Origin of the sequence: uncultured Pseudoalteromonas sp. (assembly GCF_963922945.1) — a bacterium.
GTDB lineage: Bacteria > Pseudomonadota > Gammaproteobacteria > Enterobacterales > Alteromonadaceae > Pseudoalteromonas.
Genome location: NZ_CAWUKC010000082.1, coordinates 1 through 17,374, shown reverse-complemented (window position 1 = coordinate 17,374; position 17,374 = coordinate 1). Strand labels below are relative to the sequence as shown.

At 41.4% G+C, this 17,374-nt stretch carries 18 protein-coding genes; 2 read left to right on the top strand and 16 right to left on the bottom strand.

Annotated elements, in window-relative coordinates:
• Positions 1 to 329: 329 nt before the first annotated feature.
• The 14 genes from AABI99_RS14850 to yceD form a co-directional block, all read right to left on the bottom strand.
• A complete protein-coding gene (locus tag AABI99_RS14850) occupies positions 330 to 2,189 on the bottom strand; it encodes an alkaline phosphatase D family protein (protein WP_338366826.1) in 1,860 nt (619 codons plus the stop codon).
• A gap of 3 nt (positions 2,190 to 2,192) precedes the next feature.
• Complete coding sequence (locus tag AABI99_RS14845) at positions 2,193 to 2,972, bottom strand: YchF/TatD family DNA exonuclease (protein WP_338366824.1); 780 nt, start codon at positions 2,970 to 2,972, stop codon at positions 2,193 to 2,195.
• A gap of 102 nt (positions 2,973 to 3,074) precedes the next feature.
• A complete protein-coding gene (locus tag AABI99_RS14840) occupies positions 3,075 to 3,401 on the bottom strand; it encodes a PilZ domain-containing protein (RefSeq protein ID WP_338366822.1) in 327 nt (108 codons plus the stop codon).
• A gap of 11 nt (positions 3,402 to 3,412) precedes the next feature.
• Positions 3,413 to 4,327: a DNA polymerase III subunit gene (locus AABI99_RS14835; protein WP_338366820.1), complete on the bottom strand. Its 915-nt coding sequence runs from the start codon at positions 4,325 to 4,327 to the stop codon at positions 3,413 to 3,415.
• Position 4,328: 1 nt separating this feature from the next.
• Positions 4,329 to 4,955 (bottom strand): dTMP kinase, encoded by a 627-nt coding sequence (gene tmk, locus AABI99_RS14830; protein WP_338366818.1) that lies wholly within the window; start codon positions 4,953 to 4,955, stop codon positions 4,329 to 4,331.
• Between the two features lie 7 nt (positions 4,956 to 4,962).
• The gene (gene mltG / locus AABI99_RS14825) at positions 4,963 to 5,949 is read right to left on the bottom strand and encodes an endolytic transglycosylase MltG (RefSeq protein ID WP_338366816.1); all 987 of its coding nucleotides are present in this window, start codon (positions 5,947 to 5,949) and stop codon (positions 4,963 to 4,965) included.
• Positions 5,943 to 6,746 (bottom strand): aminodeoxychorismate lyase, encoded by an 804-nt coding sequence (gene pabC, locus AABI99_RS14820; RefSeq protein ID WP_338366814.1) that lies wholly within the window; start codon positions 6,744 to 6,746, stop codon positions 5,943 to 5,945. The genes mltG and pabC overlap by 7 nt, the downstream gene beginning before the upstream one ends.
• A gap of 72 nt (positions 6,747 to 6,818) precedes the next feature.
• Entirely contained in the window at positions 6,819 to 8,057 is a 1,239-nt protein-coding gene (fabF, locus tag AABI99_RS14815; RefSeq protein WP_338366812.1) for a beta-ketoacyl-ACP synthase II, read from the bottom strand.
• 264 nt (positions 8,058 to 8,321) lie between these two features.
• On the bottom strand, positions 8,322 to 8,558 hold the full coding sequence (gene acpP, locus AABI99_RS14810; protein WP_008109873.1) for an acyl carrier protein: 237 nt from the start codon (positions 8,556 to 8,558) through the stop codon (positions 8,322 to 8,324).
• Between the two features lie 250 nt (positions 8,559 to 8,808).
• Positions 8,809 to 9,555 carry a 3-oxoacyl-ACP reductase FabG gene (gene fabG, locus AABI99_RS14805; RefSeq protein WP_338366803.1) on the bottom strand — a complete coding sequence of 249 codons (747 nt, stop codon included), beginning with the start codon at positions 9,553 to 9,555 and terminating at the stop codon, positions 8,809 to 8,811.
• An 11-nt stretch (positions 9,556 to 9,566) separates the two neighbouring features.
• Positions 9,567 to 10,493 carry an ACP S-malonyltransferase gene (fabD, locus tag AABI99_RS14800; RefSeq protein ID WP_338366801.1) on the bottom strand — a complete coding sequence of 309 codons (927 nt, stop codon included), beginning with the start codon at positions 10,491 to 10,493 and terminating at the stop codon, positions 9,567 to 9,569.
• A 48-nt stretch (positions 10,494 to 10,541) separates the two neighbouring features.
• Complete coding sequence (gene plsX, locus AABI99_RS14795) at positions 10,542 to 11,579, bottom strand: phosphate acyltransferase PlsX (RefSeq protein ID WP_338366799.1); 1,038 nt, start codon at positions 11,577 to 11,579, stop codon at positions 10,542 to 10,544.
• Positions 11,580 to 11,590: 11 nt separating this feature from the next.
• Entirely contained in the window at positions 11,591 to 11,761 is a 171-nt protein-coding gene (gene rpmF / locus AABI99_RS14790) for a 50S ribosomal protein L32 (protein WP_004587686.1), read from the bottom strand.
• A 10-nt stretch (positions 11,762 to 11,771) separates the two neighbouring features.
• On the bottom strand, positions 11,772 to 12,296 hold the full coding sequence (yceD, locus tag AABI99_RS14785) for a 23S rRNA accumulation protein YceD (RefSeq protein WP_338366781.1): 525 nt from the start codon (positions 12,294 to 12,296) through the stop codon (positions 11,772 to 11,774).
• 131 nt (positions 12,297 to 12,427) lie between these two features.
• On the opposite strand from yceD, the gene AABI99_RS14780 reads away from it, so the two are divergent.
• Positions 12,428 to 13,018, top strand: a complete 591-nt coding sequence (locus AABI99_RS14780) for a nucleoside triphosphate pyrophosphatase (protein WP_338366779.1) — start codon at positions 12,428 to 12,430, stop codon at positions 13,016 to 13,018.
• Positions 13,019 to 13,023: 5 nt separating this feature from the next.
• Here the strand turns inward: AABI99_RS14780 and AABI99_RS14775 are convergent, their stop codons facing one another.
• Both AABI99_RS14775 and rluC read right to left on the bottom strand, forming a co-directional pair.
• On the bottom strand, positions 13,024 to 13,647 hold the full coding sequence (locus AABI99_RS14775) for an HAD-IA family hydrolase (RefSeq protein WP_338366828.1): 624 nt from the start codon (positions 13,645 to 13,647) through the stop codon (positions 13,024 to 13,026).
• Between the two features lie 35 nt (positions 13,648 to 13,682).
• Positions 13,683 to 14,642 carry a 23S rRNA pseudouridine(955/2504/2580) synthase RluC gene (gene rluC, locus AABI99_RS14770; RefSeq protein ID WP_338366778.1) on the bottom strand — a complete coding sequence of 320 codons (960 nt, stop codon included), beginning with the start codon at positions 14,640 to 14,642 and terminating at the stop codon, positions 13,683 to 13,685.
• A gap of 752 nt (positions 14,643 to 15,394) precedes the next feature.
• On the opposite strand from rluC, the gene rne reads away from it, so the two are divergent.
• Positions 15,395 to 17,374: ribonuclease E (gene rne / locus AABI99_RS14765; RefSeq protein ID WP_338366776.1), on the top strand; the 1,980-nt coding region annotated here is incomplete at its 3' end.

The following is a 17,374-nucleotide window of genomic DNA, read 5'->3' as shown; positions in this document are numbered from 1 at the left end:
CTCTTTGTGCAATTGATCTTTTACAAGAAGCTGCGCTTCTAACGTGAGCAAGCTCAACGTCTACGAATAAATACATAATTTCACCCCGTAGATGACTAATTTGCTGGCTTTGAAAGCTAAACTTTAATCCTTAAAAACAAATACTCACAAAGAGTTTAAGAGACGCTCCGCTTTAGAGAAGTAATTAAAACACTAAATTTATAAAATGCTGTATTAACTTTGTCTTCTCATTTACTCCTCATTTTATTCTCTTTGTGCAATTGATCTTTTACAAGAAGCTGCGCTTCTAACGTGAGCAAGCTCTACGTCTACAAAACCAATAACGTGCTTTATTTATGCTCTAAATCAAATTCAGTTAAATGACCGTCGCCGTGGATTAGTTGATAGCGTGCTAAGTCGCCCTGCTCTAATGTAATTAAACTAATGGCGGAGTCACTTACTAAATACTTTTGGCCTTCGCCTTTGGTTTGGTGTTTGTCTACTTCCATGTGCCAGCGTTTGGTGAAAAAGTTAAGCGGACTTTTGGGGCCGTATAGTATTGAGTCGAGCTTATCGAGTACATTAATGAGCTTGCGCGGAAATTCGTTTTTAATTCCGCTGGCGGTGAGTTGCCATATTCTATTAGGGTGATCGCCAAAGCGCTTTTGCACCGAAAAACAAAAAGAGTAATGTACATCGCCCGACAAAATAAGCGTTTCGTTGGGCGTGTCCGTGCGTCTAAAAGTGTCGAGTAGCTTTTTGGCTGAGCCTTCGTGTGCCATCCAGTTTTCTACGTCTACCATAAGCGGCTGGCCGCACATATTAAATGCCGCTTGTATTGCCTCTATTGATTTAACGCCAAACACCGGTGCTGGTGATACAATAATTACTTTGCTGTGGCTAAGCAGGCTTTCTTCAAGCTCTGTTAAGCGCTCCCAATCAAGTAAGCCTGAGGGTTCATTAAAATTACTTTCGTTACGCCAGCGGTGGGTGCGGGTATCAAGTACTACCACTTTTGGTGTAGTGTTAAGCTCATAATGCCAATAATTAAACTCATTTAGCGGTTTATCAAAGGCTTTAAACTGCCAACTATTATTAGCGCTGCGGCTTTGTTTAAAGTCGTTTATTAGTGCACCTGTTTTATGTAGCGCGTCGTTACCGAGCCCTTGAAATAACCAATAGCTTATCAGCCCGTTATTAATGATGCGTTTACTGCTTGGGTTTTGATTTATTGCTTGCTCCCACCCTGCTGTTAGGTTCCAATCATCGGTTACATCGTGATCATCAAACATCATCAAGGTAGATACATTGGCAAATAAACGATCTACGCTATTTAAACCTTTTGCGTAGTCTATTAAGGCCTTTTTTTCGGCGTTAAAAATGGCGTTGTTTTTTTCATTACCTTGCGTGTAATGCATATTTTGTATATCAACGCATTGCCATGCGGTGGCACTAAAGTTAAGTAGGTAAAGCGCTATAAATTCTTCAAAGTGGATTAAGTGGTTATGTGCTTTTACGCTAGAAAAGTGCGGCTCGTCTTTTTTTAGCCAATACCCTACCCCCAGTTTTGAACGCTTTTGCCATGGCGTTTTAGGTAAGTAATGATGGCGGTTAAAAAGCTGATCGTTTATATCTGCTGGTAAATTAAGCGCAAGCGGCTGCTCTTTATAAAGCCCTAATACATCTATTAGCTGATGAATTGCCAATAGCATAGGTGCTGCTACATCATCGGCGTAAACTTGATCGCCACTTAGCAACAACAGCTGTGCACCTTGCTGGTCTGTACTGCGCTGGGTATCTTGCCATTCACTTGCAGATACTAAACTGTCTTTTGCAGGATGATGCGCGTTACGGCACGAGCCATGTAAAATATGCGTAAGCTTATTTGCAATTACAAATGAAGGGGCGGCTTGGCCTTTAAAACACCATGGCGTTAAATCAATTTGCTGCTCATTTATGTACAGCGTATACGCTAATAAGGTATCGACCGGAAACGGGTTATCAACGGGTTTTATAATTATAAAGTGGAGGTAAAGGTGTTTACCTAGGGCAATGCTTTGCTGCTCGCAGTAGCTTTGTTGGTCTTTAAGTGTGATTTGGCAATTGCCAGGGCGCGATGTAGCAAATTGAATACATATACTACCTTGCTCAGCTCGGCGCACCATGGGCCCCATTAATAAAAGCGGGAGTTGCGCCGATTGAGTAGTCATGTGTTAGCCTTTTGCTGCTAATTTAAAAAGTGAATAAAAGTTATCTGTGGTGGCTTTTGCAAGCTCGTTAAAGCTAATGCCTTTAAGTTCGCTAATGTAGTAGGCAACATCTTCTACATACGCCGGCTGATTTGTTTTACCACGGTACGGTACAGGTGCTAAATACGGTGAATCAGTCTCAATAAGTAGCCTATCGAGTGGGATTTGCTTTACTACTTCTTTAAGCTCTACGGCATTTTTAAAGGTAACAATGCCCGAAATAGAAATATAAAAACCCATATCAATCGCTTTTTTAGCCATATCCCAATCTTCGGTAAAACAATGCAATACGCCACCGCAGTTTTCTGCTTTATGCTCACGCATTAAGTTTATGGTATCGGATCGGGCATCACGGGTATGAATAATAAGTGGCTTTTGCAACTCGTTTGCTACTTCTATATGCCCTACAAAACTGGCTTGCTGCACTGCGTGCGTGTCTTTTGAATAATAGTAATCGAGGCCTGTTTCGCCTATTGCGACCACTTTTTTATGCGATGCTAAATCGATAAGCTGCTGTTTATTAAGAGCATCTTTTTGATCAAGCGGATGTACGCCACACGATGCCGATACATCGTCGTAATGTTTAATTTTTTCAAGCATGCTTGGGAATTGATCAAGCGTTACACTTACACATAAAAAATGCTCTACTTGCTTTGCGCGGGCGTTGTCGAGTACTTGATCTAAGTTTAAATCTAGTTTGTCAAAATCAAGACGATCTAAATGGCAATGAGAATCTACAATCACTATACGGCCTGTATTGTTTTAAAATTTAAATTATACCAATTTGCAATAATACGGGATCACAAAGTATGTATTACAAATTAACGAGCAAAATAGCCCATTGAGCTACATGGTATATGTAGGGTTACCAGAGTTTAACATAGTGCCTAATAGCTTTTCGATTTTAGCATTTAGGTTTGTTTTATCATCTAAAAAACTTATGCCAATACCTGGCGGGTTTGAGCTTTGTGCGCCTTGTGGCGTTACCCAAGCTACTTTTCCTGTTACCACGTCGTCTTCTAGTGCATCAGGCAAGGTCACCCTTAGCGCTAAAGAGTACCCAATTTCGTAACGCATGTTGGTACGCACAAATAGGCCACCTTTTTTTAAATATGGCATATAGCAGCGGTAAAGTTCGTCAAGGTTGTCTACATCAACTAAAAGCTCTTGCATAAGTATTCCTATTAAATGTGACGCAGGGCATGCGCTAAACGCGACACTGCTAGAGGTAAATTAAGCCCAAGTACCTCTGTGCTATTTTGTAAAAATTCATTCACCGCTTGCTGCGCACTTTGGTACGCGTCAAAACTTAAACCTCTTATAAGCTGCTGTTTTAATTGCTCGCTTAAAAATAATGTAAAAATGCGTATTAGCTCAGGTTGTTTATTTATAATATTAACAAGCGGACTAAAATTATGGCTTTGTTTAAACTCAGTTGCAAATTTATATAAAGTATCAATGTGTTGCAGCTGCTCTTGCGCTTGCCACTGTTTAATTAACAGTGGTTGCGTGTAAAATAAAGGCAGCCACACATAGTCACTAATATTTAAATCGGCTAACCAGGTTTTGGCTTCATTGGGGTTAGTTACTTTAATGTCTGTTTTGGCGCAGCGGCTTAAAATAGTGGCAGGTAACTGCGCGGTATTGCTTGTTGTTAAAATTAAAAAGCGACTATTGCTGGGCTCTTCTAGCGTTTTTAGTAATGCGTTTGCCGCAGCGGTGGTCATTTTTTCGCAGTTTTCAATAATGGCCACTTTATTGCCATTTTGTGCAGCAGAGTGGTTCATAAAATCGCTTATCGCACGAATATCGTCCACGCCTATGCTTTGCCCTTCAACTTGCGTTATGCGTTTATCTGGGTGGTTTCCGGCATGGGTTAATGCGCAGCTTTTACACTGCCCACACGGAGCTAACTTGCTACCTTCGCTTTGCATGTGGGTATTAATGTTTTGGCATAACAAACTATTAGCTAATTGCTCGCTTAGCTCAAACTTACCCACGCCAATAGGGCCGCAAAGCAACTGCGCATGATGAAAACGCTGCGCTTTATAACTTTGCGCAAGCTGTTGCTCTACAGTATTAAGCCACGGCAATGCCATGTTATTTTAACCCTTCAAAAAAGGTGCGTAATACATTGGTTATATCGCGGTGTACTTTATCAATACTTTGATTGGCATCAACGGTTTTTATTGAGCTGTCGTCATTTGCCAGCTCTACATAGCGCATGCGCGTGCGCTGAAAAAATTCAATGGCTTCTTGCTCTATTCTATCAAGCTCACCACGACCTTTAGCACGTTCAAGGCCAATTACTGGGTCTATGTCTAGGTAAATGGTTAAATCGGGTTTTAACCCTTTTAATACCATAGACGATAAAGACGATAAGGTATTAGCGCTAATACCGCGGCCGCCGCCTTGGTACGCTTGAGACGATAAATCGTGGCGGTCGGCCAATACCCACTGCCCTTTGTTAAGTGCAGGGTTAATTACATTGTGCATTAGCTGTGAGCGTGCCGCATACATAATTAATAATTCAGTTTCAAAGGCTATGTCTTCTTCATGCTCGGCTTTCACAAGTGTTCGTAAAGACTCTGCAAGCGGTGTGCCCCCTGGCTCACGTACGTTAATAAAGTCTATTTGTTTTTTATTTAAAAAATCTTGGCACAGCGCAATGGCTGTTGATTTACCTGCGCCTTCAAGGCCTTCAATTACAATAAATTTTGGTTTCATATAAGGTTCAATTCGTTTTATTTAATATATACGTTTTTACTGCCGCGTTGTGTTGCTTTAACGTGGTTGAAAATTGATGACTGCCATCGCCTTTAGCCACAAAGTAAACATACTCTGATTGCGGTGGGTTAAGCGCTGCTAAAATAGCGGCTTTTGAGGGCATGGCAATGGGTGTAGGCGGCAGCCCGTTAATGCGATACGTGTTATAGGGCGTGTAATCGCGTAAATCTTTTCGCTTAATGTCGCCGTCAAAACTCTCACCTAAGCCGTATATTACGGTTGGGTCTGTTTGAAGGCGCATATTGGCGTTTAATCTATTTATAAATACAGCGGCTATTAGCGGGCGCTCACTGGCAAGGCCGGTTTCTTTTTCGATGATAGACGCCATGATCAGCGCTTCGTAAGCGTTTTTATATGGCAGGTTAGTTGCTCGATTAGGCCATGCTTGCTCAAGTGTTTGTTGCATTTTAACGGCTGCGCGCTTTAGTAAACTACTGGCTGTATCGCCACTGTGATAGTGATATGTATCGGGATATAACCATCCTTCTAAATGGTCTTTTTCACCTATTATTTGCCGCGAAAGTTGCTCTGTATTTAAGTTATTAGTTAAGTGCGGCGCGCTATTAATGGCAGCTAATACTTCCCGTAGGTTTTGCCCTTCAATAATGGTAAAGCTAAAACTAATTTGCTCACCGTTGTTTATTTTTTTTATGTTGTTAATAACGCTTGTATTGGTCAGCTCGTATAAACCGGCTTTTAAATCAGTTAGCGTTGGGTCAAGCTTTGCAACTATTTGGTAACGCCAACAGCTTTTTAGCCAGCCTTTGCTTTGCCACTGCTTGCAAAGCTGGTTAAAACCTATGCCTTTTTTTACTTTAAACTGAGTAGGCGTTGTTATGTTTAGCGGGCTTGCTATTGTTGCCTGTAATTGTTGATACCCTAAAAGCGTTGTCACTAAAGCTAACAATAATACCGATAAAATAACTTTTAACACTTAGCCTCCTTGGCTAATAATTCATTTAATAAAGCCATGCTTTGCTCAACGTTAAATGACTGTTGTTCAATTCGATTAACAGCCACAGCGCCCATTAAGCTGTTACATATAAACACAGCGCGTGCTTGAGTTAATTCGTTTAGGCTAACTTGCTTAAATTCAACGGCTAATTTATCACATAACGATTGCAGATAAACCCCTTTTATACCGCATTGCTCAAGGCTTGGCGTATAAACTTTATTATCAATAATGGCAAAAATATTAGCTGCCGAGGCTTCAATGACATTATTTTGATGATCGAGTACTAAAACATCATCACATGTTTGGTTTGCCATGGCGTTTTTAATCAGCACTTGCTCTAGCCGGTTTAGCGTTTTTAGCCCAGCGAGTAAAGGCTGAGAAGCTAATTTTATTGGGCTTAGAGCTAAACTCACTCCGCTCTTAGCCAGTGCTTTATAATTTTGCGGAAACGCCAATACAGAGATCAATATTGTTAAATGAGCTTGCTGCGGTAATCCATAGCCGCGCCCACCTTCACCACGGGTGATCACAACTTTAAGCACGTTTAGCTGGCAGTGACTAATCGCTTTTGTAATATGTTGCTCAAGCTCAGTAAAATTAATTGCTGGGAATGCTAAACGTTCGGCACATTCTATTAAACGTGCTTTGTGGTATTGCCAATGCTCAACGCGCCCTGCAACTACTTTGGCAGTGGTAAAAAAGCCATCACCATAGTTTAGGCCTCTATCACGCGTATTGATCGTGCTTTTATCGTTGGTTGTTATTATTGTTTGCATATAAATAACTTGCATAAAAAAAGCCCAGTTAAACAACTGAGCTCTTATAATTTGGTTCGTTGTTAAAAAAGATTATACCTTTTTAAATAGCAACGAGCCATTAGTGCCACCAAAACCAAATGAGTTACACAGTGCAAAGTCGAGTTTTGCATCACGTGCAGTGTGGGCTATGTAATCTAAGTCACAGCCTTCATCTGGGTTATCAAGGTTAATGGTTGGTGATACTTTTTGATCAGCTAACGATAAAATTGAAACAATTGACTCAACAGAGCCTGCAGCACCTAATAAATGCCCCATCATTGATTTAGACGAGCCTACCATTACATCTTTAGCTGCATTGCCAAAAATAGTTTTAACCGCTTGCGTTTCGGCTTTATCACCTGCATTGGTCGATGTGCCGTGAGCGTTAATGTAGCCTACTTGATCTGCATTTACTTGCGCATCATTAAGTGCATTTTGCATAGCAAGTGCTGCGCCGGCACCGTCTTCTGGTGGCGAGGTCATGTGGTATGCATCACCACTCATACCAAAGCCAACAAGCTCAGCGTAAATTTTAGCGCCACGAGCTTTAGCGTGTTCGTATTCTTCTACTACAACCACACCTGCACCATCAGAGAGTACAAAACCATCGCGGTCTTTATCCCAAGGGCGAGATGCCGCTTGTGGATCATCGTTACGTGTAGAGAGCGCGCGTGCTGCATTAAAGCCGCCCATACCAATAGGTGTACAGGCTTTTTCTGCACCGCCGGCAACCATAGCATCCGCATCGCCGTAGGCAATCATACGTGCTGCATGGCCAATATTATGAAGACCCGTTGTACATGCCGTCACAATAGAAATATTAGGGCCACGTAAACCATGCATCATAGATAAATGGCCCGAGATCATATTAATAATGGTTGAAGGTACATAAAATGGAGAAAGCTTGCGCGGACCACTATTTAATAATTTTATGTGGTTTTCTTCAATTAAGGTTAGCCCGCCAATACCTGAACCTACTGCAACACCTACTCGGGTAGCATTTTGTTCAGTTATTTCAAGCCCTGAGTCTTGTAAGGCTTGAACACCCGCTGCAATGCCATACTGAATAAATAAGTCCATTTTTTTGGTATCTTTCGCCGACATATATGCAGTTGCATCAAAGTCATTGATGAGTCCAGCGAATTTAGTACCAAATTTTGATGTATCAAAGTGAGTTATATTTTGTATACCACTTTTACCATCTAATAAGCCTTGCCAGGTAGATTGCACATCATTACCTAACGGCGTCAACATTCCTAAGCCAGTTACGACAACTCGACGTTTAGCCACGGTTTGCCTCCAATAAGGGATATTTTCACCAACTGATTAAAATACTCTAAAGCTATTTAACTTACTAAATTTCAATCTATTGGCATTACAAAGGGAATTCATACCCAAGCGACCTCAAAGTGCGAGTCTCAAATTCAGTTAAGTATGTGCTATTACAAATTAATGCAGTAGAGAGTAAAAGCGGGTGAACTTGAATCATGAACTTTGAGGTGGTTTGGATATATAGATTAAAGGCAGCGAATGCTGCCTTTAATGTGCGATTAATTACTCAGCGTGAGCTGTAACGTAATCGATTGCAGATTGTACTGTGGTGATCTTCTCAGCTTCTTCATCTGGGATCTCAGTATCGAACTCTTCTTCAAGAGCCATAACTAGTTCTACAGTATCAAGAGAATCTGCACCTAGGTCGTCTACGAAAGAAGCTTCGTTTTTAACTTCTTCTTCTTTAACACCTAGTTGTTCGATGATAATTTTCTTTACGCGTTCTTGGATGTCGCTCATTCTTCTTTCCTTTATTAAAAACGCCAATGCGTTATTTTCAGATTGCGGCGTAGTTTACGCCGCATAATTCTCTGATTCAATGATTTGACCATAAATAATTGTCTGGTCAAACCTCTGAGTGTTTGTTTTATCTTTTATCGCTTATTTTCACAGCGATTTCAAGTATGTTTAAAGCAAGATCACAAAAATTTCAATGTTTTTGAGATCACTTGCATATGTAAATTTAAGTGCATGGGTTCGCCAATGGTTATTAAACCATGTACATCGCGCCATTTACATGCAAAGTTTCGCCAGATACATACCCAGCCGCGTCAGATGCTAAGTAACACACCGCTGCTGCTATTTCGTCTGGCTGACCCAGGCGACCTGCCGGTACATTAGCAAGCGTAGCTGCTTTTTGATCTTCGGTTAGCTCATCGGTCATATCGGTTTGAATAAAACCAGGCGCTACCACATTTACTGTAATACCACGTGATGCAACTTCACGTGCAAGTGACTTAGAAAAACCAATTACACCAGCTTTCGCTGCTGCGTAGTTAGCTTGGCCTGCATTACCCATAGTACCCACTACTGAGCCAATGTTAATAATGCGGCCGTTCTTTTTCTTCATCATAGGGCGTAATACCGCTTTAGATAAACGGAAAATAGAGCTTAAGTTGGTATCGATAATATCGTCCCACTCACCGTCTTTCATGCGCATTAATAAGTTGTCACGGGTGATACCCGCATTATTTACCAGTACATCAACATCGCCTAAGTCGGCTTTTATTGCAGCAAGTGTTGCCTCAATCGATGCAGGATCGGTTACGTTTAACGCATATCCCTTACCGTTTTCACCTAAGTAATCGCTAATTTTAGCTGCGCCTGATTCACTAGTAGCTGTACCTGCCACTTTTGCGCCCTGTGCCACTAACGTGTTTGCAATTGCTTTGCCAATACCACGGCTTGCGCCAGTAATTAGGACAACTTTGCCCTCTAATGAAAATAAATTAGTCATTTAAAATTCTCTTATTTTGCAGCTTCAATGCTTGCAGCGTCATTTACTGAACCACACACCATTGATTTATCGATTCGTTTTGCAAGGCCAGTTAATACTTTACCTGGGCCAAATTCGTAGCTTTGTGTAATGCCTTGAGCCACTAGCGCTTGTACTGTTTCTGTCCAACGTACAGGGCTGTATAGCTGGCGCACTAATGCATCTTTAATTGCATCAGCTGAGTTTCGTGCTTTTACATCAACATTATTAATTACATCACACTTAGGTGTATTAAATGTTAAAGCCGCTAAATCGGCTGCTAATTTTTCAGCTGCTGGTTTCATTAATTCACAATGTGAAGGAACACTTACACTTAAAGGCAATGCACGTTTTGCGCCTGCATCTTTACACGCTTGTGAAGCTCTATCTACCGCAGCTTTGTGCCCTGCAATAACCACTTGGCCTGGTGAGTTATAGTTTACAGGTGAAACAACCTCACCTTGTGCAGACTCTTCACAGGCAGTTTTAATTTCATCATCACCTAAGCCAATAATAGCCGCCATTGAGCCTACGCCAGCCGGTACTGCTTCTTGCATGTATAAGCCACGTTTTTCAACTAGCTTGACTGCTTCAGCTAAGTCAATCACGCCACTACATACCAAGGCAGAGTATTCACCTAAACTATGACCGGCCATAACCACATCTGTATCTGGGTTTGCTGCCAACCAGTGGCGGTAAATTGCCACACTTGCTGTTAATAAAGCAGGTTGAGTGCGGTGAGTTTGATTAAGTTCTTCTTCTGGGCCATTTAATACCAGCGCTGCTAAATCATAGCCAAGTGCGCTCGACGCTTCACTAAAGGTTGTTTTTACAATGTCAGAGCTTTCTAAAAGCTCGCTTAACATGCCAACGCTTTGTGAGCCCTGACCTGGAAATAGAAGTGCAATTTTTTGTGCCATACTTTGCTCTTTTTAATTAAACAAAAATTTTAACTACGGCAGAAAAATTTAATCGGCCGCCGAGTTATTTGAATGTGTTTTTTCGAAAATAGCGGCTATTTTTTCTGGAAGTTGACGCTCAACCTCTTTTACCGCTTCATCAATTGCTGCTTGAAATGCTTTAGCTGATGCATTTCCATGGCTTTTAACGACAATACCGCGCAATCCTACCAGAGAAGCACCGTTATACTGGTCGGGGTTCACCCGATTATAGAGTTTTTTTATGACAGGACTTAAAATAAATGCCATGCATTTGTAAATTAAGTGCTTTTCGAGGGCATTTGTGAACTTTTTCATAATAAGTTTAGCAATGCCTTCGCAGGTTTTTAACGCAACATTGCCAACAAAGCCTTCACACACAATCACATCAGCTTTGCCTGTAAAAATATCACTGCCCTCGCTATAGCCAGTATAATTTATATAAGGGCTTTGCTGCATTAACTGCGCAGCTTGCTTAATGCCTTCGTGACCCTTTATGTCTTCGGAGCCAATATTAAGTAAGCTCACTTTAGGATTTTCACACCCAAGGGCTTGACCGGCGACCACTGAGCCCATAATGCCAAATTGATAGAGTATTTCAGAATCACAATGCACATTAGCCCCTAAATCAAGCAAGTAAACCGGTTTTTTTTGTTCTGTTGGCACTGCTGATATTAAAGCTGGGCGTTTTACACCAGGTAGCATTTTTAAAACGTAGTGCGCCATAAAAAACAAAGCGCCAGTATTACCTGAGCTAACACAGGCCTGTGCCTCACCTGATTTAACTAAATCGAGGGCTACACGCATAGAGGAGTCTTTTTTGGATCGTACAGCAAGCGCAGGCTCACAGGTATTGGAAACAACTTCATTACAATGACGAATGATGAGTCTAGGGTGCGAGAGCGAGTCGAGTGATTCTAATTGATCGGTAATAACCTGCTCGTTGCCGCATAAAATGAGGGTTAAATTGGCATGAGCATTTACTGCGCTAACGGCAGCGGGGATAGATGAACGGGGGCCATAATCGCCCCCCATCATATCTAACGCTATGGTTAGATTAGTCAGCATAAAGCAATCTCTTAGTTAGAAATTACTTGAACGCCTTTGTAGTAACCGTCAGCAGTTACGTGGTGACGACGATGAGTCTCACCTGAAGTTTGGTCAACTGTTAAAGTTGGACCGTTGATCGCATCGTGTGAACGGCGCATGCCGCGTCTTGCACGAGACTTTTTGCTTTTTTGTACAGCCATTAGTCTTCTCCTAAGAATCTTTCTTAAGTTGTTTCAAAATATCAAATGGATTTGGTTTATCATCTTCCGCTTTTAATACACCAAAGCGAGTAGGCTCTGATGAGTAACTGCATGAAGCTTCGTTGTGGGTAGGCACTAATGGAATGGCTAAAATTAGCTCGTCTTCGATTAACTCAAATACGTTAATTTCACCGTTTTCATCAAGCACTACTTCATCGTAGACTTCAGGAAGATCATCTGACTCAGCATCCAAACCGACTGGCGAATACATAAAGTCTTGATCCAAATCCAACCCTAAATCATCATTACAACGTTGACAAGTTACAGTTACATGTGTGGACAAATTGCCGCTAATCACAACTAAACCTTGCTCATCAGTTTTGCACTGAATTTTTACCGCTATTTCACCTGCTTCTTCCTGTACAACACCTCGTAAACGAGCAAGTTTTTCAAGCGGTACAATACCATCGTAAGATAAACGGTGTTGCGCTGCTTTCCCAGGATGAAGAGTGATGGGAATTTTTACCTTTTGCATAGGGGCTGCATCATATAGATAGTTAATAGGTTAGTCAAAGCAAAAAAGCATTTTTGCGTGGTTTTTCACGTGTTTTCATTACGGATCTGATTTATCCTAACTCAAACTAAATTTAATTAGGATATTAATTTATGAAGCACCCGCTTATATTAGCGTCAAGCTCACCATTTAGGCAGTCTTTATTGCAAAAATTTAACCTGCCATTTAGTACTTTTTCGCCTGATATAGACGAAACCGCTTTACCAAATGAGGCCCCCGAGCAACTTGTTTATCGCTTAAGTGAAAGTAAAGCTCGCGCAGCAGTTAAACACTTTGATCAAGGTTTAGTTATCGGCTCTGATCAAGTTGCTGTGTTTAACGGGCAAATACTCGGTAAACCTCACAATAAAGAAAACGCCATTGTGCAACTTTCTTTGTTTAGCGGCCAAACAGTCACGTTTTTAACCGGCCTTTGCGTTTATGATATTGCAGCTAATAAAGCAAAAACACTGATTGAACCATTTGAAGTGGTATTTAAAACACTTACTCTTGAGCAAATCGAAGCTTATTGTGATGCCGAGCAGCCTTATAACTGTGCAGGGAGTTTTAAAAGCGAAGGCCTCGGAATTTGTTTATTTGAAAAACTAAACGGCGACGACCCTAATAGTTTAATCGGCTTGCCATTAATTAAACTCAACCAACTATTAACTGAGTTTGATTTTGACGTTCTCGCACATCAGTAATTAACTTAACCAATTAAAATATGTTGCAACTGTTGAAAGTTATCAACCGTTGCAACAGGTGTAAACGTGTTGAGTTCCTCAGCATTGTTTACTCCCATGGTCACACCGAGTCTATCCATCCCCGCAGCTTTTGCCATTGCCATATCTATTTTAGTATCGCCAATCATTAGTGCTTCATCTGCGCTAACGCCTAACTCCTCTAAAAGTTGGTATAACATATCGGGAGAGGGTTTAGATTCGGCCTCACTACTGGTAAGGCTTGCACTAAAAAATTTGCGCAGCTGGCTTTGCTCAAGCAAACGCTCCAGCCCACCTCGCCCTTTACCTGTAGCAATGGCAAGTATCATTCTGTGTTGCTTTAACGCACTTAAAACAGTGCTCACATCATCAAATAAAGGCGTTGCTGTGGTATCGATACTGTACTGGTGTTTGTAATCTGCAACTAAAGCTTGATGGTGCTCTGGATAAGATGGAAATAGGACCTTGATTGCATGCTCAAGCGACAATCCAATTATATTTTTAATTGCTGTGTCGCTTGGCGGCTCAATATTTAGCGCAAGCACACTGTGACGAATACAATTAACAATTTTGCTAATTGAGTCCATAACAGTGCCATCCCAATCAAAAATAACTAGCTTATAGTTTTAATGCGCGCCTGTACTCATTACGCTTTTGCGTCTCTTAATTTTAAAATACAATTTTTTAGCGCATTATCAAGCGGTGCTTCTACACGCATTGTGGTTTCGTTTTTAGGATGAAAAAAGCTTAAATCGTGAGCATGTAAAAATAGACGGTTTAGCCCAATTTTTCGCATCGACTCATCAAAACCTTGGTCGCCGTATTTATCATCACATGCAATGGGGTGGCCTTTACACTGTGTATGAACACGAATCTGGTGAGTGCGCCCTGTTACAGGAGAAGCTTGCACTAATGAACAATCGTTAAAACGCTCAAGGACTCTAAAACGCGTATGTGAAGGTTTACCTTCGTTATTGTCTACACGCACTACCCGCTCACCTGACTTAAGCGTGTTTTTACGTAGCCCTTCAGTCACATTTTTAACCGATGAATCCCACTGGCCTGTTACCAACGCCCAGTAATTTTTTTCCATGGTTTTTTCACGCAATTGCTCATGCAGCGCGGTTAGTACTGAACGACGCTTTGAAATTAATAAACAGCCCGACGTGTCTCTATCAAGCCTATGCACCAGCTCTAAATTTCGCTCATGAGGGCGTAACACGCGCAGCGCTTCAATTAAGCCATAACTCAAACCACTGCCGCCGTGTACAGCCATGCCTGAAGGTTTATTGATCACAATAAGGTATTTGTCTTCAAATAAAATTGCATCTTCTAGTTGCTTTACTTTATCAAGCTTTTTAGGCACAAACTCTTCACGCTCAGCTACTTTAATTGGCGGAATACGCACTACGTCGTTAAGCTGCAATTTATAAACAGGCTTTATGCGCTTTTTATTAACGCGCACCTCGCCTTTGCGCAAAATTTTATAAACTGCGCTTTTAGGCACCCCTTTTAAATGGGTAATAAGAAAGTTATCAATGCGCTGACCTAAATGGTCTTCGTTGATTGTGACAAAAGTTACTTGTAAGCCGGTTTTTTCTGACATTGCCTAATCACTGATTTAAGTAAAATAATTTAGTTGCTAACACAGTTATAATAGTGGGATAATCAGCAGCGCAAATATTTAGTATTTGCAAATAACAACGGTGCTTTTTAACACATTAAAACATTCGTGATGCACATTCTGGGTAGCCGATCATACAGATCCGAGTTAAGTTTTCCAAAGCTTTTATGCCTACTCAGTTAACACGTGCGCTCAACTAACAGTAATGCGCGTAATATATTACTGATTAAGTTTGAACATGAATTAATATTTAATGTAAAAATAAAAGCAATGAACAAATAATTTGTTTGATAGTGACGACGTAAAAACGTTGTTCAGAATTTGCTCACATGTAGTACCGTATAGCAGCTTATTTAGAACTAAAAATCTAGCAAATAAGCGTTTATTAACATTCGGCAGCGAATTTTGCTTTCAAGTACAAAGAAAATACCCATTGTATTTTAGCTACTTTTGAGCCCTACGCGCCTAACATAAACGCACTAAAGATTGATATGACAGGCCAACTTCTGGGTAAAACTTGTAAAGAGCGTAAGAGCCAACAGTTTTAGCACCGTATAGAATTTAATAGCGTATATGTACGCTGTTGTTAGCCAGCATTTAAAAAATACTGCATACAAATACTGAGCGTTCCGTTACAGACCCAGTCGTGAGGCTGCACATTCTAAAAAAAGGAACAACTGAACAGACGAGCACGTTTCGTCATGTCAGCGACAAAAAATAAGTAGAGTAACAATATGAAACGTATGCTAATCAATGCAACGCAGCAAGAAGAAATGCGCGTAGCACTGGTTGACGGCCAGCGTCTATATGATTTAGATATAGAGAGCCCAGGTCACGAACAGAAAAAAGCCAACATTTACAAAGGTAAAATCACACGTATAGAGCCTTCTTTAGAAGCAGCTTTTGTTGATTATGGTGCCGAACGCCATGGTTTCCTTCCTTTAAAAGAAATTGCCCGTACTTACTTCCCACAAGGTTATACTTTTCATGGTCGCCCAAATATTCGCGACGTGATCAAAGAAGGTCAAGAAGTAATTGTACAAGTTGATAAAGAAGAGCGCGGCCAAAAAGGTGCGGCGCTTACTACTTTTATCAGCGTTGCAGGTAGCTACTTAGTGCTAATGCCAAACAACCCTCGCGCTGGCGGTATTTCTCGTCGTATTGAAGGCGATGAGCGTACTGACCTTAAAGAAGCGCTGAGCCGTTTAGAACTCCCTAAAGGTATGGGTTTAATTGTACGTACCGCAGGTGTAGGCAAATCGTTTGAAGAATTAAATTACGATTTAAAAGCACTTTTAGTTCATTGGGAAGCAATTCAGCAAGCAGCCGACAGCGCTAAAGCCCCGTTTTTGATTCACCAAGAAAGTAACGTAATATTCCGCGCAATTCGCGATTATTTACGTCGCGATATTGGCGAAATTTTAATTGATAAACCACGCGTATTTGAAGAAGCTAAAGCGCATATTGAGCGTTTTCGTCCTGACTTTATGAACCGTGTTAAGCTTTATCAAGGCGACACGCCTTTATTTACACATTACCAGATTGAAAGCCAAATTGAGTCTGCGTTCCAACGCGAAGTACGCCTGCCTTCAGGTGGCTCGATTGTAATTGATCCAACCGAAGCACTTACCTCTATTGATATCAACTCGTCTAAAGCAACCAAAGGCGGCGATATCGAGGAGACGGCACTAAACACTAACTTAGAAGCCGCTGATGAAATTGCACGTCAATTACGTCTTCGTGATTTAGGTGGTTTAATTGTTATCGACTTCATCGATATGACCCCACCGCGCCATCAACGCGAAGTAGAAAATCGCTTAAAAGATGCAGCGCGCCCTGATCGTGCTCGTGTGCAAATTGGTAAAATTTCGCGCTTTGGTTTACTTGAAATGTCGCGCCAGCGCTTACGCCCTTCACTCGGTGAAGCAAGCCAAGGTCCGTGTCCGCGTTGTAGTGGCCAAGGAACTATTCGCTCTAATGAATCGATCGCACTATCTATTCTGCGTTTGATTGAAGAGGAAGCGATTAAAGACAATACAGCTCAAGTGAATGCACAAGTACCTGTTGCTGTTGCCGCATACTTATTAAATGAGCAGCGCAGAAGTGTTCACCGTATTGAAAGACACCACAAGTGTGATGTAGTTATTATTCCTAATCAACACATGGAAACACCTCATTACGAAGTGATGCGATTACGTAAAGATGAAACGCTTGAGACAGTAAGCTATGACCAAGTTGTTGCGCCTGAGCCAGAGTCGTTTGAAATGGCTAAACCAGCATCGGCACCTGTACGTGAAGAGCCAATGCTTAAAGGCGTAGTAATGCCTTCTACCCCTGCTCCACAAACTAAAGTAGACAAGCCTGCCGCACCGGTAGCAGTTCCTAAAGTTGAAGGTGGTTTGTTAGCTGCCATTGGTAAGTGGTTTAAGTCTTTATTCGCAAGCGAAAGCGAAGAAGAAAAGCAAGCTAAAGAAAATGCTGAGCAACAAAAGCAGCAGCAATCACGCAATAACAACCGCCGTGGTAACAATGACAACCGTCGTCGTAACAATCAGCGCCGTCGTAATAACTCTCGCTCTAAACCGCGTAGTGAGCGCCCTGCTGAAGAAGAAGTTAAAACAGACTCTACAGCAAACGAAAATCAAGAGAAAAACGAGAACCGCAATAAGCGACGCCGTAATTCTAACTCACGTAAGCGCAACGATAATCGTAAT